Genomic DNA, 21,400 nt, shown 5'->3' on the forward strand with positions numbered 1-21,400 from the left:
CGAGACAGAATTTTATTCTTGGTCTATTAATGGCAGTTTCTCCGTGATGAATTCTTCTTCAATTACTCTCTGACGACGATTTTTTATATTGTATGCTCAATGGATTATAATTTGCATATATTCTGATAGATTAAAAAATATGTTATGAGTGAAGAAAAGAATAAGACAGGAGATTATCTGGCTAATGAAAGAACCTATTTGGCTTGGCTTAGATCTTCAGTTGCTCTAATGGGATTCGGTCTAATTTTAGTTAAATTTTCTGTTTTCCTCAAACAAGTTACAATGCTGGACTCAAATAAAGTGATTGTTCATTCCCAAAGAGATTATACAGGTGTGACCGGGATTGTCCTAGTGTCAACTGGTACGGTAACACTTCTCCTCTCTTATCTCAATTATAGAAAAACCTACAGAATGATCAAAGAGAATATTTTTGTTGGCAACAACTCTCTTGTTTTGTTTGTGACAATTCTAATCATTTCAGTCAGCATCTTTTTGACAGGCTATCTTTTTAGAAGTATCTAAAAAACTTTAACAAATTTTCAGTGAAAATTTGTTAACATTTATTCACTTATTGGTGATTTCTTGTAGTACTCAATATATATTTGTAAATACCCTTGTAATTAAAAAAAATATTCTATGTTACAGTTTGTTTTATAATCATTATGTCGGATTAGTTTTATAAGAGGCAGCTAGTAATTTGATAGATTTTGCCATTTATAATTGAGCTAATTTTTTAAAACTTCTTTTCCTTAAGAATGTTTCTCAACGAAGACATATCCTCACTAACTTTTTTATCTAGAATTTTTGCGTAATGCTGAGTAGTCTTAATACTCTTGTGACCTAGCATTTTACTTACACTCTCAATGGATACCCCATTAGATAAAGTGACAGTTGTGGCAAAAGTATGGCGTGCAATATGATAAGTCAATTCTTTATTAATTCCGCACAGATCTGCAATCTCTTTAAGATATGCATTCATTTTTTGATTACTAAGAATAGGCAGAAGTTTTCCACTATTAAGACATACTGGATGATTTTTGTATTTTTCAATAATTTTCTCTGTTTGAGGAAGCAAGGGAATATTAGAAGTAGTTTTAGTTTTCTGACGTTTGGTATAGATCCATTGAGAGCCATCAAGTCCTAAGTTGATATTTTGAAGTGTTAATTTCTGAGTATCAATATATGCCAACCCTGTGAAACAACTGAACAGAAAAATATCTCGTACCAAAGACAATCTCTCATTTTTAAAATCTTTGGTAAAAAGCACTTCTATTTCCTTTTCATTAAGGAACATTCTTGTTACTTCATTAAACTTAGAATGATAGTTCATAAAAGGGTCTCGCTCCATCCATCCATTTGCAAGACAGATACGAATGATCTTACCAAAATTCTTGATATATTTTACTGCTGAATTATTGTTACAGGATTTTTCGGTTCTTAAAAAAAATTCAAAATCGTTTAGAAAAGCATAGTCGATCTTTTTAATTTCAATGTCGGTAACGCAGTATTTCCATTTCAAGAAATCTTTGGTATGCTTCAGACAGGTCTTATAACGCGTTAATGTTCCTTGAGCAAATTCTTTGTCTATAAGTTTCTCCATTCGATCATTATGATCCTGAAAAATAGGAATGAGCGTTCTGCTAAACTCACCTCTACCCACTAACTTATTTTTAAGAGTCTCACAAGTCACTGTTTCTTTATCTCTGATTAATTCGTGATAGGTGTCGTAAACTTTCTGCTCAAATGTTTTTAAATAAAAATTAAGTGATCTGCATTCTTCTGAAGAGCCACTAACCTTCTGCATTGCAGAGTTCCATTTTGAAGACTTTACAGTACGTTTTGTGCTGATCTCGGATATTTTGCCATCAATTGTAATTCGTAAATAAATAGGACACTCTCCTATAGAATTGATTTTAGCTTTTTTTACATAGAAAAGTAAATTGAATGTCTTGTTCATTTCGTTTAGCGTTTAAGATTTAAAATTAACCTTAGCAAAAACTTATCACAAGATATTCAGTTGCTGAACTAGCTACTGAACAGGGTTTGTCAAATTTTCAGTGACCTTTTAAACCTTCTTTTACAGGTCACTGAATAGGTCACTTTCAGATTGTGCTTTTTTAGTTCTCTTTGAACAGACATAAAACAAAAAAAGCTTTAAAACATACGTTTTAAAGCTTTTTGTACTACTTTGATATTGTAGTTGCGATCCGGACGGGACTTGAACCCGCGACCTCCGCCGTGACAGGGCGGCATTCTAACCAACTGAACTACCGGATCAAATTTATTAAAGAACTTTGTTTCTTTTTTGTGATTGCAAAACTACAACTTTTTTCCTTCCCTGCAAATTATTTCTCAAAAAAAAGCCTCCCAAAAGTGGAAGGCATTCATTATCAAACTTATTATTTTATAAGTGTGCGCTTAATTTTTCAGCAATTACGTGCTTTGGAGCTACTCCTACTAATTTGTCAACAACCTCACCATTCTTAAAAATAAGAACCGTAGGAATATTTCTGATCCCATATTGCATAGAAATATCCTGATTGTTATCTACATCTACTTTTCCAACTACTGCTTTTCCCTCAAAATCTGTTGCAACTTCTTCGATGATTGGTCCCAACGTTCTGCAAGGCCCGCACCATACTGCCCAAAAGTCTACCAATACCGGCTTATCTGATTTTAAAACCGTTTCCTGAAATGAGCTGTCTGTAATTTCTAAAGCCATTTTGTTTCTTTTATTTTAATTAATATTATTCTAAACTTGTCCTTAATTAGATACCCAAAATTACGCCATTTAAGTAATAGAGTTATCTATGCTCAACATTTGTATTTTCTATAACAAAATCTTTAGAAATTTCCTGTAAAGCCTCTGCTAATGCATCAATATCTTTCTTAGTAGTCAAATGGCTGAACGAAATACGCAAAGGGGTACAATGTTCCATTTCTTCTTCTGATAAAACCATCATCATAACCATTGAAGGTTTTGATGCTCCCGAAGAACATGCACTTCCCTGTGAAATTGCAATCCCTTTCATATCCAGCTGAAGACCAATTAAAGGATTTTTATAAGGTAATAAAGCACTTAGAACGGTATAAAGACTTCCCTCTTTTTCTGAGCTTCTTCCGTTAAATTTAATTCCCGGAACTGCTCTAGCAAGCTTCTCTACCGCGTAATTTTTGATTTCCTGCATATGATCTGTGTATGCCTGCAGATTATTCAGAGAAAGTTCTAATGCTTTACCTAAACCAACGATTCCAGCTACATTCTCCGTTCCTGCACGTAAGCTTCTTTCCTGTGGACCTCCGGTAATAATTCCTTTTAATCCGCTTGATTTTCTGATAAATGCAAAACCAATCCCTTTAGGACCGTGGAATTTATGGGCACTACAAGATGCAAAATCTACCTGAATATCAGAAAAATCCAGCTCCATATGAGCCATCGTTTGTACCGTGTCTGAATGAAAGATTGCGCCATTCGCCTTACAAAGTTCTGCAACTTTTTTAATATCGGTGATATTACCAATTTCATTGTTGGCATGCATCAAACTTACCAATGTTTTCTTATCTGAAACTTTCAACAGTTGTTCCAGCTTTGCAAGATCGATATCTCCTTTTTCGTTAGGGCGTATATAATTTACTTCTACACCCTTTCTGTTTTTCATGTCGAGAATACTTTCGGAAACACATTTATGTTCAAGAGGTGAACTGATAATCCTCTGTACTCCAAGATGTTCAACAGCAGATTTAATGATCATATTATTAGATTCCGTACCGCAAGATGTGAAAATGATTTCAGCAGGAGTAACGTGCAGATAATCCGCAACCTGTCTTCTTACGTTTTCGATAAGAATTTTTGCTTCCTGTCCAAAACTGTGTGTTGAAGACGGATTTCCAAAATTCATTTTCATGGTTTCTACCATTGCATCGATAACTTCTTCTGACAGAGGGGTTGTAGCAGCGTTATCTAAGTATATTTTATTCATTTTACTTTGAAGATTTATTTCTACGGAAACAGTTTATAGCCGAAAATAGCAGCACAGCAGATTTAATATTAAACATCAATTAGCTTACTTGATTTTCAGTACCCAAAATTAGTGAAAAAATTGATAATGTCCTTCATTTGCCCATTTAAGCATTGGCTTATCTCCTGAAGTATCACCAAAAGCAATGATTTTATCGTATTTCTGATTGATAATTTCAGCTTTTATTCTTTCTAATTTTTCCTTGCCATTGCAGTTTTTTCCTATAAAATTACCTGTAAAAATACCATTCCGAAACTCTGCTTTTGTTGCTACGAGCTGCATTTGGAATGCTTCAGCAAAAGGTTTTGCCCATATATCAAGAGAGGCAGTCACTAAAAGACTTTGTATATTTTCACGATCGATATTTTGAATAAAATCCAATGCATTTTCCCTTACAATTTTAGGATAATGCTGCTCAAAGAATTGTCTGGATTTCTTTTCTATTTTTTCCTGCGTTTGCCCTTTAAGAATGGATCCAATAAAACTTTTCTTTACTTTTTCGGTTTCAGCAAGCTTTAATTTTAATAAAACGAAAAGCGGAATATGCTTTAAAAATTGTAATCTGAATTTTACGGGATCATAAAATTTAAGATACATAAACATCGTATCTTTATAGGTCAAAGTTCCGTCAAAATCAAAACAATACAATTTCTTCATTGGAATTTCGTTTAATTTATCTTAACGTAAATGTCGTAAAGATATTTTTATAATCAATAAATATTCATTCAATATAAACATTTACAGCTTTAAATTTTTAAATATAAACTCCGGAATATTTCTGATAATTAACATTATTAATTCCCAAACCGACAGTACGTATACTATATTTTTCTTTTTTTGATAGGCCTTAAAAATACATTGAGCCGCCTGTGCCGGTGTTGCCGTAAGTTTCGGATTCAAAGGCAGGCCTTCTGTCATTTTTGTGGCCATAAATCCCGGTTTAACCGTAATGACATGAACTTTTTTATCGGAGAGATAATTCCTCAAGCCGCTTAAATAAGCTGTAAAAGCGGCCTTTGCACTTCCATAAATAAAATTACTTTGCCTGCCACGATCTCCCGCTACGGACGAAAGGCCAATAATAGTTCCCGATCTCCTATTTTCAAACTTCTGTGCAAAATAGGTCATTACCGGAATCAGCTTGGCATAATTGATGTCAATTATTTTTTCCGTATTCTTATGATCATAAAGACCTTGTTCTGTGTCTTCTCCTAAATATCCTACGGCACAAAATAAAAGATTGGAATTGATATTTTCAAATTTACTGTAATCCGGATCTTTTAACAGATCCATTTCAATGACTTCAGCCTGCTGAAGAAATTTCACGTCAATATGCCTTGCAAATCTCTCGGTTGTCTCTGTATTTGAAGTGATAAGATAAATTTTTTCAAATCTTTCTCCCTTTTTCAAAGTTTCTTCCACAAAAGCCTGTGCTACTTCCGATGTGCTTCCTAAAACAATCATTTGTTAAATATTATTTATGATTCTTTTGTGCTGCAAAGACACAAATTTTGAACTTTGAACATTTTTGAGATAATTGGTAAGTGATGACCTGCTCATACTGTCTTTGGTAAGATAAATTTTCCCATTATATTCCTCCACAATATCGTCTAACCGTTCAATAAGCTTTTTTAATCTAGAATTAACTTTAAAATCCAGGGCCAGCGAATATCCTTCAAAAGGAAAGGAATTATATGCCTGTGGATTTTCTTTTCCGTAAAGCTTTAAAACAGCAAGAAAAGAACCGTTTCCACTATTGGCAATGGTTTCCAATATCTTTTTCATCCCTTCTCTCCCAGATTCTTTCGGAATCATCATTTGATACTGGATGAACCCGGATTTACCGTAGATTTTATTCCAGTCTTTTACAAAATCCAGAGGATAAAAGAAAGTTTCATAGTCAATAAAGTTTTTCACTTCTTTTTTGGACTGCTTTTTAAAGTAAAAATAATTGAAAATCCTTACGGTGAAAGCATTTAATACAAATCCCGGAAAATAGAATGGTACTGTAGGCTCAAACTTTTTCTTCAGTCTTAGAGGTTTATCTTTCAAATTTTGCGGCAGTTCATGTTGAAAAGCATGTTCTCCCCTCATCAAAATACTTCTTCCTATATTTTTACCTTTCTGCAGACAATCGATCCATGCAACTGTATAGGTCCACTTTTCACTTTCTTCAAATAATCTGAAAATTTCATCAAGATTTTCTGCCTTTATACTTTCCTGACGGATATATGCAGACTGAATATTTTTCAGCTTAAATTTAGCGCTAAGGATAATGCCTGTAAGGCCCATCCCACCTATCGTTGCCCAGAATTTATCTGAATTTTCATCTCTTGAACAGGTAATGATATCTCCATTTTCGATCATTAGTTTAAAATCAATCACATATTCGGAAAAACATCCTTCCGAATGATGATTTTTACCATGAACGTCTGAAGCTATCGCACCACCCACGGAAACAAACTTGGTTCCCGGTGTTACATAAAGAAAATATCCCTGCGGAACAGCTATTTCAAGAACATCGGAAAGCAAAACACCGGATTCACATTCGATAATACCGTTGAGCCGGTCAAAACTGATGAATTTATTTAATTTTTTTGTTGAAAATATATGCTCGCCCAAGGAAGCATCACCGTAACATCTTCCGTTGCCTCTTGCTATAACTTCATTATTATTAAGTACAAATTCCTTTATCTTTTGGAAGCTATCATCAGATTTCATTTCCTTCTCAACCACTGGATAATTTCCCCAATTGGTTACTTTCTGTATAAAATTTGGCTTCATTTCTTAAAATAAATTTGAATTAAAAATGCAGCCACCCACAATAATAAAGTAACCTGAATATATCGGTCCCGATATACAATCTTAGTAGGAGATTCTGTCCTGTTGTACACCAATGTCTGTTGTAAATACCGCAAAAAGGCGAACACGACAAAGATAACCGTGTAAAAAACCCGCTGGTGGAATTTCGCCTGAACTTCCGGAGACAGTGTAAACATTAAGTAACAAATAATAGCAAGCGTAACAGAAATAGAGAGCGTAATATCGGCAAACTGAACATTATAGCCATCCAAAGCTTTTCTTGTTTTTCCTGAAACCTGGGCATTGATAAGCTCTCCTCTCCTTTTTCCGACAGCAAGTACTAAAGCAAGAACGAAAGTCAGTAATATTGCCCATTGCGAAATACTGATTCCTGTGATATAACCTCCTGCTAACACTCTGAGGACAAATCCCAAGGCGATAATAAAGATATCAATGATAGGAACGTGTTTTAATCTGAATGTATAGGCAAGATTCATTAAAAAATAAGATCCTACGATGATCGCAAATTTCCATAGATTCTCATGAAAATAAGCCTGTGCAAAAAAGACCAATGCAATATCTGCGGCAATTAATCCTATAAAAATACTTATTGCTTGAGATTTTGAGATTGCCCCGCTCGCCAGAGGCCGTCTTCTTTTTTCGGGATGTTGTCTGTCTGCCTCGATATCGTTATAGTCGTTTAGAATATAAACGATGCTGGCTGCCAGAGAGAAAATGACAAAAGCGAAAATACTTTTAGTAAGTAAATCGACATTTTTGATATTGCCGGAGAAAAATAATGGAACAAAAACAAACAGGTTTTTTACCCATTGCTCGACACGGAGCAGTTTTAAATATTTCTTCATTTATGTTATTTCTAATGCAAAAATAATGATTTTAAAGAATATCACCATAAAAATACAAAAATAACCGCAAACGCGGTTATTTAAGAAAATATTTATATGTAATAATTATTGCCCGTTCTGAGCGTCATTAATCATTTTTTCGTTAGCAGTGATGGCAAATTCCACTCTTCTGTTTTTTGCTCTGCCTGCGTCAGTGTCATTAGTAGCAACTGGCATGCTTTCTCCTTCACCTTTTGCAAACAGTCTGCTGGAAGCAATTCCTTTTCCTACAAGATATGATTTTACAGAATTTGCTCTTCTTTCAGACAATGACATATTGTATGAATCTGATCCTTTACTATCGGTGTGTCCGTAAATATTAATATTCGTATCTGGGTTATTTACAAGAACCTGCGATAATTTATCAAGATTGGCTTTAGCAGTGCTGGTAAGGGCAGAAGAATCAAAATCGAAATTTACGATACTTTCATTTAAAGTAATTTTAATACCGTCACCTACTCTTTCTACTTCAGCACCAGGTAGGGTTTCTTTAATTTCTCTGGCTTGCTTATCCATTTTAGAACCGATTACATTACCAGCAACACCACCGATAACACCACCTAAAACAGCACCTATTGCTCCGTTTCCTCCTTTTCCAACATTATTCCCAAGGATTCCCCCGATTACAGCTCCTGATGCTACCCCAACTGCTGTACCTCTCTGCTGGTGATTTGAATTCTGTACTGCTTCACAGCTTGTCAGTAATAAAGCTGATGATAAGAATAAGCCTCCTATATATGTTTTTGTAAACTTCATTTTATTTATTTTTTATGTTAATTATTTCATTCCGGTTCTTTCAAAGTTGTAAACAACTCTTACATTTTCTCCATCGAAAGGAATGTTTTGCTCTAATGAAAACTGATCAGTTGTTTGGTTAGTGAGGGTAAGTGTATAACCTGCCGTGTTTTGTTTTGCTTTTGTACCTTCAGCAATTTTTTTGAAATTAAAAGTATTTCCACTTACTACGTCTACTTTAATAGGCTGCGTAAATCCAGCTCCGCAAGTTCCGCCACCATTTACTGTATATGCGCCTGTCCAGTTATTAGGAATCAGTCTCCAGTGGCTTCCTACGAAACACTGTGCATCAATACCATCATCAAATGGTTTTACCTTAAACTGTTTATCATAATTGATACTTACGATCTGCCAGTCACCTTTCATTTTAAGGAATTCTGATCTTTGATTTTGGGCTGTTTTTGCGTTTTTCACTCCGGAACAAGACACTGCAAAAAGTGATGCTCCTAACATCCCTGCAAATAGTAACTTTTTCATTTTGTAGTTTATTATTTTTTGTTAAAATAAAATTACAAAAAAACCGTGCCAAAAATGAAAGATAGAAACAAAAAAAGTCCGAAAATTTCGGACTTTGTATGATTACACCTTAAATACAGGCAGATAAACTATTTTTTAACAGTCTTTTTTACGGATTTTTGAACCTTTTTCGAAGGGGCTGATTTTCCGTTATAAAAATTCGTATAGGCATATTCTGCAGCTTTTTTTACATCAATAACTCCGCCAGCCTGAGAAAAGTCTGTAAATCCGTTTGCTGTGCTCGGATTGCTTGACTTAACCAGAGATTCAATGATCTGTGCTGGGGTTAGATTTGGCATATATGCTAATAGAATAGCGGCTGCTCCCGCTACAACTGGGGATGCCATCGACGTTCCCTGAAGGTATTTATACTCATTGTGAGGAACAGTAGAGTAAATCTGATCACCCGGAGCAAAAACATTCACCATTTTTTTATTGTAATTTGAGAAACTCGCTCTCAACGCATTGTTATCATTAGTACTAGCGCCAACAACAAGTACATTGTCTACAAATGGCTTTTCGTCGGTCACATTTTTAAAGTTTGTAGGATAAGCAAGATGCTCTGCAACGTCTTCATTTTCGTTACCTGCAGCTTTTACTAAAAGAACGCCTTTATCCTGGGCATATTTAAATGCATCCCAAACTACATTTTTACCTGGTGAAACCGGTTTTCCAAAACTCATATTAAGAACTTTGGCTCCGTTGTCAACAGCATAGCGGATGGCATTCGCCACATCTTTATCTCGTTCATCACCATTAGGAACTGTTCGCACCGACATAATTTTAGCAACTTTTGAAGCTACCCCATACTGTATCTCTGCTGCATTCGGAAGCCCGGCAATGATCCCGGCAACGTGCGTTCCGTGTTCTGCATCAGGACCTTCGTAATGATTGTTTCCATAATTCTTTTCAGAATAATCATCATAATTATCTCCTACGATTTCTTTTCGTGGATCGTAATCAAGATTATACTGTTTTTCCTGTGGACCAAAATAATCCAATGCTTCTTTTATCTGATCACGCATTATTTTTTCAAATTCTGCAGCAGATTTCCCTTTAAATTCAGGGCTTTGAGCAACCTGGCTAAGAACCTGAGCTGCTATAGCCTCTTTCTGATCTGCAGGTTTTAATGAAGCAATATTCTCAGGAGTAAGAGATTTCCCATTTAACAACCTTACCATCGTCGGAATCGCATCATTAATCATGGTATAGGTTTGGAACCCCTGTCTTGCTTCTATACTTTTCTTATTAAAAATCTCTTTAGATTTCATGTACATTGCAAACTCCTCTGGCATTTTAGCCTGATTGGCTTTGTTTTTTGTGGAATCATCACCTTCAAAAACAGGTTTATATTTAGCAACAACACGTGTTACTTCCATATTGTCGATATCAATATCTCCGTTTTTCCCACCAATGAAGTTCCATCCGTGAACGTCGTCGATATATCCGTTTCCGTCATCATCTTTACCATTTCCCGGAACTTCATTAGGATTTGTCCAAATATTTTTAGCCAATCCCGGATGATCGATCTGAACGCCGCTGTCTAAAACACCTACAACAACCGTTTTAGGCTTTAAACCTTTAGACTCTAAAAATTTATAAGCGTTTTCAGTATTAACTCCGTATACTTTCGTTGCTGCAAAATCTTTATGGTACCAGGTCATAAGATCTTTATCTTTCATCGGATCGGTGCCCGCTTTAACTTCCTGTGCATGCGAGAAGCCGAATCCCACTAAAAAAACAGCGGCTAATAATACCTTTTTCATGTCAGTATGATTGTTTAATATTTTTAATATAAGTCAGAGATTCAGGTCCTTTGTTACAAACAAGATCTAAAATAGACAGATCTTCTACAAAACCCAACTTATCAGAAAATGTCTGATAATATTCTTCCATTTCAAATTCGGAAGGATTTTTTGCTGAAAATTTTTCTCTAAAGCTGATCTCCTGTGGATTTTTGATGTATTCTGTATTCAAAGACCATGCCTTTTCAGTCTTGAGAATCTGCTGAATAATTTCAAGTGTTTTAAGATTAAAATCCAGTAAATTCTGTTCTTTTATTTCAAAGACTTTTCTGAGCTTATCTTCGTAAAATTCAAAATATGGAGAGCTCTGATAAGCAGTTTTGATTGATTTCCAATGGAGGCTTCTCCAGTCTTCACGATAAGAGATTTCAATATCTTTAAGCTCTCTTTTTCCGTTGTGCGAAATAGGAATAATTAAAGATAATTTTCCGTTTGCCCCATATATATTCGCCCTGTTTCTATACGTCTGCTTCGGAAAGTTTTCAAACTGTTCAAATAAAATTTCGTTCTCAGAATTCAGAAAAACTGAAAACCATGAAATCGGCGGTAGATAAAATACCGGCAGTAGTATGTTCTTCATATTTATATTGCAAAAATGAAGTATTCTTTCAAATACTCCATTCTATTTATTAATTTCTTAGTTGACTTTTAAACTCTGTCAAAGATTTCAACTTTGACAAAATGGCTATTAATCGTCGTCTGTCTTTTTCTTCTTAAACAATTTCACAAAATATTCCCAGCCGAAGAATAAAATAAGAATCATAGCAGCGATCCACCAGTAAGAAGTTTTGTTGGCTTCTCCAGTATTAGTCGCTTTAAACATTCTATCCCAGCGAATTCTCCATCCGTCTGCTTGAAAAGACGCGCCTGAATCATTAAAGGCTCCTTCAATACTCATCCATGTAAACATCGGTTTTCCTACAATATTTTCCTCAGGAACAACGCCAAAGAATCTTGCATCTAATGATGCATCTCGGTTATCACCAACCATCATATAATAATCCTGCTTGATGGTATATTTATTGGTTTCTTTACCGTTAATAAAAATTTTACCATTTTTATTTTCTAAGCTATTATGCTCATATTCAGAGATAATCCACTGATATTCTGGGAGCGTTTCCTGATTTAAGGTAACTACATCACCTTTTTTAGGAATTCTTAAAGGACCGTACCAATCCTGATTCCACGGCTTGTTGATAGGATAAATAGATTGTGTAGTATCTATTTTTGTTCTCATTGCATCCCTATATCTCACAGCTGCATATCCTCTTTCCATCACATCTTCATGAACAGATATAACTTGCGGAAGATCCTTGATAGCTTTTAACCTCTTGTCCGTAAGCTGCATCACATACACTGTATTGGCAGGATTAATACCATATTTTTTTGCAGCTTCTTCAAAACCAGGTACAGAATTATCTAATTGAGCAATTGAAATGTACTCTAATTTTTTAAAGAGGTCTTTAATATCAAGTTCGCTTCCTGTCTCCACGTAATAAGAATGCTGAATCTCCTGATCACCCAAAATAGTTTCCGGTTTTCCGTTTACAAAAAGTCTTCCGGCTCTCATTTCGAAAACATCTCCTGCTACCGCCACACATCTTTTTACATAAGGATCTTTTCTGTCGATCGCCGTATGTACAGAATCCTGAGGATAATTGAAAACGACTACGTCATGTCGCTGAGGTTTATTGAATTGAAAAATCCTTTCGTAAGGAAGTTTTACCCCATCTACATAAGATTTCGGATCGTCTTTAGGATTGCCTTTTTCACCGGTATCCATAATTGTTCCCTGAAGGAAAGGTATTGCAAGAGGCCGCATCGGAAGTCTGTAACCGTAGCTCCACTTGTTAACGAAAAGGAAATCTCCAACGAGTAAAGTTCTTTCCATAGAGCCTGTCGGGATTCCGAAAGGTTGCGTTACAAACACGTGGATGATGGTTGCAAAAACTACGGCAAAAGTAACCGAACCAACGAAAGAGTCTTTCTTTTTTGCATTTTTTTCTTCATCTGTGAGAAATAAATCATTTTCATCTTCCAGCTCAACATCTTTACTGTAATTCACTGTTGCCATATAAATAAAAGGAAGAATTACTGTAAGAAGCTTATCTTTAAATAAAGTCTTACCGAATTTCTTCATTAAATATAAATGAAAAACAGACATCATGATTGGCCCTACGATCGGTAAATAAGACAAAATCGCCCACCATTTCGGATGTTTGGTTTCCTTTAAAACAATAAAATAATTGTAAAAAGGTATAAAAGCAAATAAAGGATTATACCCCAGCTTTTTAAACAGTTTCCAGGTTGAAACTCCCATCAGTACAGACAGAATGAGAACATAAACTGTATACGTTAAAAAATAATTCATAAATTTTTGTGCCTAATCTATAATACAAGTAATGAGTAATGGGCAATGAGTAATTTTTATTGCTGGTCATTACTACTAATTAGTTCGCAATGTAGGAATTTTGTTACAATTAAAGTCCCAAAACATCCTTCATTGTGAAATTTCCTTTTTTATTTTTAATCCATTCTGCTGCAACTACTGCTCCCAAGGCAAAACCGTTTCTATTGAAAGCCGTATGCTTGATCTCAATTTCATCAACTTCACTTTTGTAGAAGACACTGTGTGTGCCCGGAACCTCATCTTCACGAACAGCAAAAATACCCAATTGATTGCCCTGAGTTTCTTCCAGTTTCCACGAATCAAATTTCGGATTGTTTTTAAATATGCCTTCTGCAATGGAAATTGCAGTACCGCTTGGCGCATCTTTTTTATGGATGTGGTGAATTTCTTCCAGCTGACAAGAGTATTCATCGACGTTTTTCATTAAATCAGCGAGCTTTTCATTTAAAGCAAAGAATAAATTAACGCCTAAACTGAAGTTGGAACCATACAAGAAAGCCGTCTCATTTGCAACCGCAAGATGTTCAATTTCAGGCTTTTTTTCGAGCCAGCCTGTTGTTCCGCAGATGACCGGAATTTTATTTACAAGACAAGCTTTGATATTTTCATAAGCCACTTCCGGCAAAGAAAATTCAATCACTACATCTGGATTATTAAGATTTTCAGCAGTTGGAGTTTCTTTCAGTCTGGCAACTACTTTATGACCTCTTTTAGTGGCAATTTCATCAATTATTTTGCCCATTTTGCCGTATCCAACAAGTGCTATTTTCATATTTTATTGTTTGTCTGCTATATTTTAACGCTAAGACCGCAAAGTTTTTGTTCAAAATCGTCTTTCATATTTTCGTTCGCAAAGGCGTTTGACTTCGTCGAATCTTCGATTTCACTCAAAGGCGTATTTAATTAATGCAGTTTTATATTTTTATTAAAATTTATAACTTAAACTGATTCCTGTTTTCGGAGGAGTGATTCCATAATGGTCCTGAATAACCGCGGGACTGAATGAGAGATCAGGATCGTGCCGGCTTTCGTAAAGATGTGCATCTACAACTGCATCTACAATATTCAGAATATAGATCAATCCGGTAATGGCTATGGCATAATCCCTTTGTCTTTTAGCTCTGTCCTGCGCGTTTCCTAAAGCAACTTTATCCAGCCATGGATGTTCGTCGACAAACTGGTTGGGAGTTCCGTTAAGTTTGGCAATATAATATTCCCTGTATTTTCTGTATTGATTATCATTCCAGACGGCGATACCTACACCCGCACCGACAGCTCCCCATACGATGGGAACTTTCCAGTATTTTTTATTGTAAAACTGTCCTAATCCCGGAAAAACAGCAGAATAAAGTCCTGCTTTTGTAGGATTAAGCTTGAGTGTCTGATTGGTCGGGCCGTTTGCTTTTTCAAGATCTGAAACAACATTATCTGCCGTTTTCGTATTGTTGTTTTCTACCGACACGCTGTCCTTCGGATGATATTCGACCCGGATCGTGTCATTGGGATTTACCTGAGAAAAGGCAATTACGGAAAGACACAGAAAAAATGTGAAAAGAAATTTTTTCATTTATTTAATATGAGATAAAATATATTCCAGCTCATCTTCATTTTTGAAGTCCAGAACAATTTTACCTTTTTTACCGTTTCCGGAGGTTTTGATTTCTACTTTTACGTCCAGTATATCCGAGATCGTTTTCTGGGCTCTCTTATAATTGTTGGAAAGCTCTGCCTTTGCTCTTTTTGCTGCAGGAGATTTCGGATTTTTTAAAGCGGTTGCCGCCTGCTCTGCCTGGCGAACATTAAGTTTTTCCTTAATAATAAGATCAAACAGAATCTGCTGATGCTCTTCATTTTCAAGGCTGATGATTGCTCTTCCGTGCCCTGCAGAAATTTCTCCGCTTCTGATCGCGTTTTGAATATCGGGATTCAATCTCAACAATCTGATTGAATTGGTAATCGTACTTCTGTCCTTTCCTACTCGCTGGCTTAGATTTTCCTGAGTAAGGCCGATTTCGTCCATCAATCGCTGATAGGTGAGGGCAATTTCTATAGCGTCAAGATCTTCTCGCTGAATATTTTCAACAAGAGCCATTTCAAGAAGCTCCTGATCATTTACCAGACGGATATAGGCAGGAATTGTCTCAAGGCCGGCTATTTTACTTGCTCTGTAACGTCTTTCCCCTGATATGATTTCAAACTTTTCACCATCTTTTCTCAGCGTAATCGGTTGTATTACCCCTAAGTTTTTAATGGATTGTGCAAGTTCATTTAATGCTTTTTCGTCAAAATAAGTTCGTGGCTGGGTGGCGTTTGGATAAATATCTTCTATCGAAATTTCTACGATATTCCCTACAAACTTGTCTGCTCCTTCATCGGTAGCAGAATTAATTGTTGCTTTGGATTCGGCACTTAGAATAGCGCCCAAACCACGTCCCATCGCTCTTTTTTTATCCTTCATATTTTTCTAGCGTTTAGCTTATGGCTATTGGCTTTTTAATTCTTTACTAATTTTTCATTTTTAAGCAAAACTTCTTCTGCCAGCTGAATGTACTGAACTGCTCCTTTGCTTTCCGCATCGTAGTTCAGAATACTTTCTCCAAAACTTGGCGCTTCGCTCAATCTTACATTTCTGCTGATAATCGTTTCAAAGACCATTTCAGGGAAGTGCGCATTAACTTCTTCCACTACCTGATTAGAAAGTCTGAGCCTGCTGTCATACATCGTAAGCAGCAAACCTTCGATATCAAGATCTTTATTATGAATTTTCTGTACGTTTTTAATGGTATTTAAAAGCTTTCCAAGTCCTTCCAGGGCGAAGTACTCGCATTGGATCGGAATGATGACAGAATCTGCTGCGGTAAGGGCATTAACGGTAATTAAACCTAAGCTCGGCGCACAGTCGATGATGATATAATCATATTCATCCCTCACGCTTTGCAATGCTTTTTTTAGCATATATTCTCTGTCTTCCTTATCAACCAGCTCGATTTCTGCTGCTACAAGGTCGATATGAGAAGGTACGATATCAAGATTTGGGGTCGCCGTCTGCTTGATACATTTTTTTGTTTCAACACTGTGTTCCAAGAGATTGTATGTAGAATACTGAACATCATCCACTCCTAAACCGGAAGTTGCATTTGCCTGAGGATCAGCATCAATAATTAATATTTTCTTTTCCAATACCCCTAATGCCGCAGCCAAATTAACAGCTGTTGTTGTTTTTCCAACGCCTCCTTTCTGATTAGCGATACCTATGATTTTTGCCATTATTAGAACTTTAAGTTTCAAAAATACACATTTTTCCTTGCTATTGATGAACCGATAAAACGAAAAATGAGTTAAAATATTGTTAATAAGCCTTTTAACACTAAAAAAAATTATCCACAAAAAAAAATATTTGTGGATAACTGTTCAAGATATGTTTTTATTTTTAATTATCGAACTTCATGGAAATCGGGAATTTAAAGTAACTTCTTACGGGCTGTCCATTTATTTTGGCAGGAACCCATTTACCTTTAATGCTTCTGATTGTCCTCATTGCCTCACTGTTAAAATCCGCATCTTTTCCGTCTGCTTTGATTCCTGAAATCGTACCGTCTTTTTCAACAATAAAAGTAATGGTCGTTCTCATAACATCACCTGACTCAAATCCTGATCCATCAAAATTGTTCATCACTTTATTTCTGAATGAATCAAGACCACCCACAAAATTGGCTTCTACATCAACAGAAGTAGGAATAGAGTTACCATCAACCGGTTTAATTTCAGGTCTTGAAGGAGCGGGTACTGAAACAGGACCTGTATTAATTGTAGGTGCCGTCGGAACATAATGTGGAGGAGCAGGATCTGCCTTAAAGTTATTTGTTAATCCAGCTATTGCATCATCCGGAATCTTTTCAGTATTTGTGTCCGGGGCATTTCTGGATGGCGTCTTAACAGTACTATCATAAGTCCTAACAGCAGGTTGTGTAGTTTGAGGAACAGGTTGCGGCTTGGGAGGAACAATAACATCATCAGGAACTACAGAATCCTTAAGATTAATTTCAACTCCGTTTGGTATTGTAATTGGTTCGGACTTAAAAGCATTAATAATTACAGGTGTAATCGATATTGCAGCATATTTAAATTGTTAAATTGAGATTATCAGGTTATCACCTTTAATCCATGGTTATTAATTAAGCATCAAAATTTCTGCCATTTATTTGTTAAATAATTACCATTATTGAAATTTATATATCAATAATAAAATTTAACTATGCTTTAAATAATAACTGTCCAACGAATATATTACTACTCATTTGATTTTCAACGGATTGTATTTAATAAAAAAGACCGTCCGGAGACAGTCTTTATATGTTGAGAAGAAACTTATTTTAGAATAATTCTTTTCTGATGATGTTCTGACTTCTTTCAGGACCTACAGAAACCAGATAAACATTGATGCCTAAATAGTTTTCAATGAACTCGATGTATTTCTGTGCATTGGCAGGAAGTTCATCATAAGTTCTTGCTTTTGTGATATCTTCTGTCCAACCCGGAAGCTCTTCGTAGATTGCTTCGTAATCGTATAATTTTGTTGTAGAAGAAGTGAAATAATCGATGATTTTTCCGTCTTCCGTTTTGTAATGTGTGGCAATTTTAATGGTATCAATTCCCGTAAGAACGTCTAATTTAGTAATAACCAAATTATTGATTCCATTGATCATACAGGCATGTTTTAAAGAAACTAAATCCAACCAGCCTGTTCTTCTCGGTCTGCCTGTCGTCGCACCAAACTCATGACCGATCTGTCTGATTTTTTCGCCTAACTCGTTATCCAATTCTGATGGGAAAGGGCCATTTCCTACTCTCGTACAGTATGCCTTAGCCACACCGATCAGGTTCTGAAGGGAAGTTGGCGGAACTCCTGCTCCCGTACAAACTCCTCCGGTTGAAGGAGAAGATGAAGTTACGTAAGGATATGTTCCGAAGTCGATATCAAGCATCAAAGCCTGCGCTCCTTCAAACAATACGTTTTTACCTTCGTGGATAGCTTCGTTTAACTCCAGCTCCGTATCAACGATTCTGTCCTGAAGCTGTTTTCCAATCTCTAAATATTCGTTGTAGATTTCTTCAACGTCCAAAGTTGGTTTTCCGTAATATTTTTCAAAAAGAGAATTTTTAATTTTTAAGTTTTTCTCAATTTTTTCTCTTAAAATTTCAGGGTTCAGAAGGTCTACCATTCTGATTCCCACTCTTGCAATCTTATCTTCGTAGCACGGTCCGATTCCTTTTTTGGTGGTTCCGATCTGCGTTCCCCCGTGCTCTTCTTCACGGTAGGTATCCAAAAGAATGTGATAAGGCATGATCACATGCGCTCTTCTGCTGATGAAAATATGATCAGTTCTAAGGCCTTTGCTTTCGATCTGATTCACCTCCTTAATGAAAGATTTGGGGTTTACCACTACTCCGTTGGCAATGATACATTTCCCTTTGCACTGAAGAACTCCCGATGGAAGAAGGTGCAATACAAATTTTTCATCGCCTACATACACGGTATGACCTGCGTTGTCTCCACCCTGGAAACGTACAACGTAATCCGATTTTGCCGATAAAACATCTGTGATTTTTCCTTTACCTTCATCTCCATACTGAAGACCTACAACTACGTAAGTTGACATATTTTACTTTTATTTTAGATTCATGCAAAATTACTTTTAAAAAATTGGGTGCGCAAATTTGTAGTGGATTTTATTTTTGGGATGGGTGGAAATCATGTGGTTGGAAAGAAAATTGGCTTTATTTTATTTAATTTCTTTAAGAACTTCTAAATAGTTGTAAATATACTTTTTCAATAGTTTTTAAATATGAGGCAAGAAAATAAATAGAATTACAATGAAAATTAAACATAAACCCACAATGTTTTTCTTTTTGAGATTAAATTTTTTACCTCTTCTTAATTCTATAAATGATATAATAAAATTCCCAAAACTAAATCCAGGTAATGGTAATATATTTAAAATCCCTACAATAATACAGCAAAAAACTAACAATGATATGTTTTCTGTAAAGCTGTTTGAATTTAAATTCATTTCGGATATCTTTTTATAATTCTTCTTTGGATTAATAAAATCATAGGCACCTTTGATATAGGTTTGGTAATTTTCTAAAACCTTTGTGAAACTAAACTTTTCTTTGGTCTGTTTTATATTTTGAATTTTACCTTCTTCTATATTAGGTGTAAATTTTACTTTTATTGGAGTTCCTTCAGATTGGAGAATCTGTATTACTTCACTATCACTTATTTTTAATTCCGTATAATTATTGTTCCTTTTTATTTTTATGATAGTATTGGGATTCAATAAAATCATATTAGTAATTTCAGATATTTTTTTGACAGGCTGATTATTAATTGAAATAATTTTATCTCCATTTTTAAATCCTAATTCCTGCATAGTATTGCTAAATTCCAGCCCGTAAATTGCATCTTTATTTTCAATATAATAACTTTTTGGAGCTAATAAATGAATTAAAAAAAGTAGTAAAAATGCTGTAAAAAAGTCAAAAAACAATCCCGATAATTTCAGAAATGGATTATTTTGTTTAATTTTTGACATTGTCCATTTCGGGAGATAATTTCCTAAAATATGAATCAAAATTGATAATATTATCATTGTGTTTTATGAATTGTAGATTTGTTGAAGTAATATATATAAATTTTTCAAAAGTGAAAACCGCTTAGAAAAAAGCGGCTCAAAAATTTTCTACTTTTTCTATTCTTCTAATATTTACCCATTGTTCTTGGAGTGGTAAAATAGAGAAAGCTATGTTTATTTTTATCATATTTTTCATTATCATCTGTAAGCTACCATATATCATCTTAACAAAATTTATTGTATTCATATTTACTACAACCTTATTATTATTCTATAGAAAGATACATAGGTTTATTTTCTAATAAACATTCTTCTGCGATGGTCACAATTTTAAAAAAGTCCCATATTCTTCGGTTATTAGGACTTACAAGACTTAGATTTAAATCATAATCTTCACCTTTCCATTGCAAACGTTGATTAGGTAAAAGAAAGTCATCTTTATCAATCTTTGGTATTGTTTCATCGATCTTCTGACTAAAGATAGTTTTTATCTGCTCTGTTTGCACTTTGCTTAGTGCAAAATCCTTAAATTTTTCATCTATCTTAGCACCAACTACAGGCTTAATAAGCTCTTTGTAAAATGCAACAAGAGTACTTGTACCTTCACTAACTCCAAATTTTTGATAAGACGGATTTCTATAATAATCTATAGGCTCTAATCCTTTAGTTTTTATGTTACTTAAAATAATCTTTTTCATTTATTCTTCTTTAATAAATTTAATTACAACTTTTGAAGAGTTATGTTTTCTTCCACATATTTTATAATAATCTTAGTAAAACCGTTCTTCCTTGACCATTGTCCTGTAAAAGTTTCAAAGGCAGCTTCTTCGTAGGATTTACCCGCATCTACTGCTTCCCAGAACTTGATTAAATTAACAGATTTCCCACCATAACCACTATATAAATCAGCATTTTCCAGCCATACTCCAAATAACCCATCTACACTTTCTATATCTTTACTAGTAGAATAAAATTTATAAGCATCATCCAACATTAGCTCCCCTAAACCTGAATATTCTGAAGTTACTCTTGTCGTGATGTTGAAGTCTGCATACATTATATCTTCAAAAGGCAACATAGGCAAATCATAAGTTTGAGTAGCCCCTTTGTTCATCAAAGTTGTAAAGGCCTGAGAATCCTTTGAGAAAATCTTCTTCAGCTTTATTTTATAATTTAACCTTCTTTGTACTCCACCATAAGTCACACTCTCTCTTTCGATCTTACCAATTGAAAATCCCAGCTCATCAACAAGTTGAAACTCTACTTTTGCGGCTTGTTTTCCAATATCATCAATGTTTGATATGGTTACATTTTTTCTTGGGTTTCCTTTTGCTTTTAAGTCCTCAATCTTCGTTTCCTTCGGAATTCTTTCTTCTAATTCATTTTCTAAATCATCAAAAACTTCTTTAGTCTCACTTTCAGCAGTTTTCCCTTCCAGTTTCTTAGAAAAATCATCAGACTCTTTCCTCAAAGTTTCATAGTATTCGTCAAGATACTTTTGGGTTTGCTTTTC

General features: G+C 35.0%; 23 protein-coding genes and 1 tRNA gene. 2 read left to right on the top strand and 22 right to left on the bottom strand.

The window, feature by feature from the left end; genetic code table 11:
* Positions 1–144 precede the first annotated feature (144 nt).
* On the top strand, positions 145–522 hold the full coding sequence (locus tag BMW64_RS08665; RefSeq protein WP_089999584.1) for a YidH family protein: 378 nt from the start codon (positions 145–147) through the stop codon (positions 520–522).
* A 211-nt stretch (positions 523–733) separates the two neighbouring features.
* Here the strand turns inward: BMW64_RS08665 and BMW64_RS08670 are convergent, their stop codons facing one another.
* The 18 genes from BMW64_RS08670 to BMW64_RS08755 all read right to left on the bottom strand — a co-directional run bounded on the left by BMW64_RS08670 (position 734) and on the right by BMW64_RS08755 (position 16,925).
* Complete coding sequence (locus tag BMW64_RS08670) at positions 734–1,957, bottom strand: site-specific integrase (RefSeq protein ID WP_089999585.1); 1,224 nt, start codon at positions 1,955–1,957, stop codon at positions 734–736.
* A gap of 246 nt (positions 1,958–2,203) precedes the next feature.
* Positions 2,204–2,277 (bottom strand) — tRNA-Asp (locus BMW64_RS08675).
* A gap of 127 nt (positions 2,278–2,404) precedes the next feature.
* Positions 2,405–2,722: a thioredoxin gene (gene trxA / locus BMW64_RS08680; protein WP_089999586.1), complete on the bottom strand. Its 318-nt coding sequence runs from the start codon at positions 2,720–2,722 to the stop codon at positions 2,405–2,407.
* A gap of 82 nt (positions 2,723–2,804) precedes the next feature.
* Positions 2,805–3,980: a cysteine desulfurase family protein gene (locus tag BMW64_RS08685; protein WP_089999587.1), complete on the bottom strand. Its 1,176-nt coding sequence runs from the start codon at positions 3,978–3,980 to the stop codon at positions 2,805–2,807.
* A 108-nt stretch (positions 3,981–4,088) separates the two neighbouring features.
* Positions 4,089–4,676, bottom strand: coding sequence for an HAD family hydrolase (locus tag BMW64_RS08690; RefSeq protein WP_089999588.1), 588 nt, complete (start codon positions 4,674–4,676; stop codon positions 4,089–4,091).
* An 81-nt stretch (positions 4,677–4,757) separates the two neighbouring features.
* The gene (locus BMW64_RS08695) at positions 4,758–5,483 is read right to left on the bottom strand and encodes an SDR family NAD(P)-dependent oxidoreductase (RefSeq protein ID WP_089999589.1); all 726 of its coding nucleotides are present in this window, start codon (positions 5,481–5,483) and stop codon (positions 4,758–4,760) included.
* A gap of 3 nt (positions 5,484–5,486) precedes the next feature.
* The gene (locus BMW64_RS08700) at positions 5,487–6,803 is read right to left on the bottom strand and encodes an FAD-binding oxidoreductase (protein ID WP_089999590.1); all 1,317 of its coding nucleotides are present in this window, start codon (positions 6,801–6,803) and stop codon (positions 5,487–5,489) included.
* Positions 6,800–7,687 (bottom strand): decaprenyl-phosphate phosphoribosyltransferase, encoded by an 888-nt coding sequence (locus BMW64_RS08705; protein WP_089999591.1) that lies wholly within the window; start codon positions 7,685–7,687, stop codon positions 6,800–6,802. Before BMW64_RS08705 ends, BMW64_RS08700 begins: the two co-directional genes overlap by 4 nt.
* Before the next feature lie 105 nt (positions 7,688–7,792).
* Positions 7,793–8,482: a YiaD family glycine zipper/OmpA-like lipoprotein gene (locus BMW64_RS08710; protein WP_089999592.1), complete on the bottom strand. Its 690-nt coding sequence runs from the start codon at positions 8,480–8,482 to the stop codon at positions 7,793–7,795.
* Positions 8,483–8,503: 21 nt separating this feature from the next.
* On the bottom strand, positions 8,504–8,998 hold the full coding sequence (locus BMW64_RS08715) for a lipocalin family protein (RefSeq protein WP_089999593.1): 495 nt from the start codon (positions 8,996–8,998) through the stop codon (positions 8,504–8,506).
* 128 nt (positions 8,999–9,126) lie between these two features.
* Positions 9,127–10,803, bottom strand: coding sequence for a S8 family serine peptidase (locus tag BMW64_RS08720; protein WP_089999594.1), 1,677 nt, complete (start codon positions 10,801–10,803; stop codon positions 9,127–9,129).
* Between the two features lies 1 nt (position 10,804).
* Complete coding sequence (locus BMW64_RS08725; protein WP_089999595.1) at positions 10,805–11,422, bottom strand: WbqC family protein; 618 nt, start codon at positions 11,420–11,422, stop codon at positions 10,805–10,807.
* A 108-nt stretch (positions 11,423–11,530) separates the two neighbouring features.
* Positions 11,531–13,213, bottom strand: coding sequence for a signal peptidase I (lepB, locus tag BMW64_RS08730; protein WP_089999596.1), 1,683 nt, complete (start codon positions 13,211–13,213; stop codon positions 11,531–11,533).
* Between the two features lie 109 nt (positions 13,214–13,322).
* Positions 13,323–14,024 carry a 4-hydroxy-tetrahydrodipicolinate reductase gene (dapB, locus tag BMW64_RS08735; RefSeq protein WP_089999597.1) on the bottom strand — a complete coding sequence of 234 codons (702 nt, stop codon included), beginning with the start codon at positions 14,022–14,024 and terminating at the stop codon, positions 13,323–13,325.
* A gap of 153 nt (positions 14,025–14,177) precedes the next feature.
* Positions 14,178–14,819, bottom strand: a complete 642-nt coding sequence (locus BMW64_RS08740) for a DUF5683 domain-containing protein (RefSeq protein WP_089999598.1) — start codon at positions 14,817–14,819, stop codon at positions 14,178–14,180.
* Positions 14,820–15,710, bottom strand: a complete 891-nt coding sequence (locus BMW64_RS08745; protein WP_089999599.1) for a ParB/RepB/Spo0J family partition protein — start codon at positions 15,708–15,710, stop codon at positions 14,820–14,822.
* A gap of 35 nt (positions 15,711–15,745) precedes the next feature.
* Positions 15,746–16,519 carry a ParA family protein gene (locus tag BMW64_RS08750; RefSeq protein ID WP_089999600.1) on the bottom strand — a complete coding sequence of 258 codons (774 nt, stop codon included), beginning with the start codon at positions 16,517–16,519 and terminating at the stop codon, positions 15,746–15,748.
* 163 nt (positions 16,520–16,682) lie between these two features.
* A complete protein-coding gene (locus BMW64_RS08755) occupies positions 16,683–16,925 on the bottom strand; it encodes an energy transducer TonB (protein ID WP_143052667.1) in 243 nt (80 codons plus the stop codon).
* Here BMW64_RS08755 and BMW64_RS20650 point away from each other — a divergent pair.
* The gene (locus BMW64_RS20650; protein WP_177175261.1) at positions 16,918–17,082 is read left to right on the top strand and encodes a hypothetical protein; all 165 of its coding nucleotides are present in this window, start codon (positions 16,918–16,920) and stop codon (positions 17,080–17,082) included. The genes BMW64_RS08755 and BMW64_RS20650 overlap by 8 nt on opposite strands.
* 543 nt (positions 17,083–17,625) lie before the next feature.
* Here BMW64_RS20650 and BMW64_RS08765 read toward each other — a convergent pair.
* The 4 genes from BMW64_RS08765 to BMW64_RS08780 form a co-directional block, all read right to left on the bottom strand.
* On the bottom strand, positions 17,626–18,912 hold the full coding sequence (locus BMW64_RS08765; RefSeq protein WP_089999603.1) for an adenylosuccinate synthase: 1,287 nt from the start codon (positions 18,910–18,912) through the stop codon (positions 17,626–17,628).
* Positions 18,913–19,092: 180 nt separating this feature from the next.
* On the bottom strand, positions 19,093–19,848 hold the full coding sequence (locus BMW64_RS08770; RefSeq protein WP_089999604.1) for a M50 family metallopeptidase: 756 nt from the start codon (positions 19,846–19,848) through the stop codon (positions 19,093–19,095).
* 305 nt (positions 19,849–20,153) lie between these two features.
* On the bottom strand, positions 20,154–20,585 hold the full coding sequence (locus BMW64_RS08775; protein ID WP_089999605.1) for a hypothetical protein: 432 nt from the start codon (positions 20,583–20,585) through the stop codon (positions 20,154–20,156).
* A gap of 23 nt (positions 20,586–20,608) precedes the next feature.
* Entirely contained in the window at positions 20,609–21,358 is a 750-nt protein-coding gene (locus BMW64_RS08780; protein WP_089999606.1) for a hypothetical protein, read from the bottom strand.
* Positions 21,359–21,400: the final 42 nt, after the last annotated feature.

The organism is Chryseobacterium taichungense (genome assembly GCF_900109935.1).
In the GTDB taxonomy this organism is placed as follows: domain Bacteria; phylum Bacteroidota; class Bacteroidia; order Flavobacteriales; family Weeksellaceae; genus Chryseobacterium; species Chryseobacterium taichungense.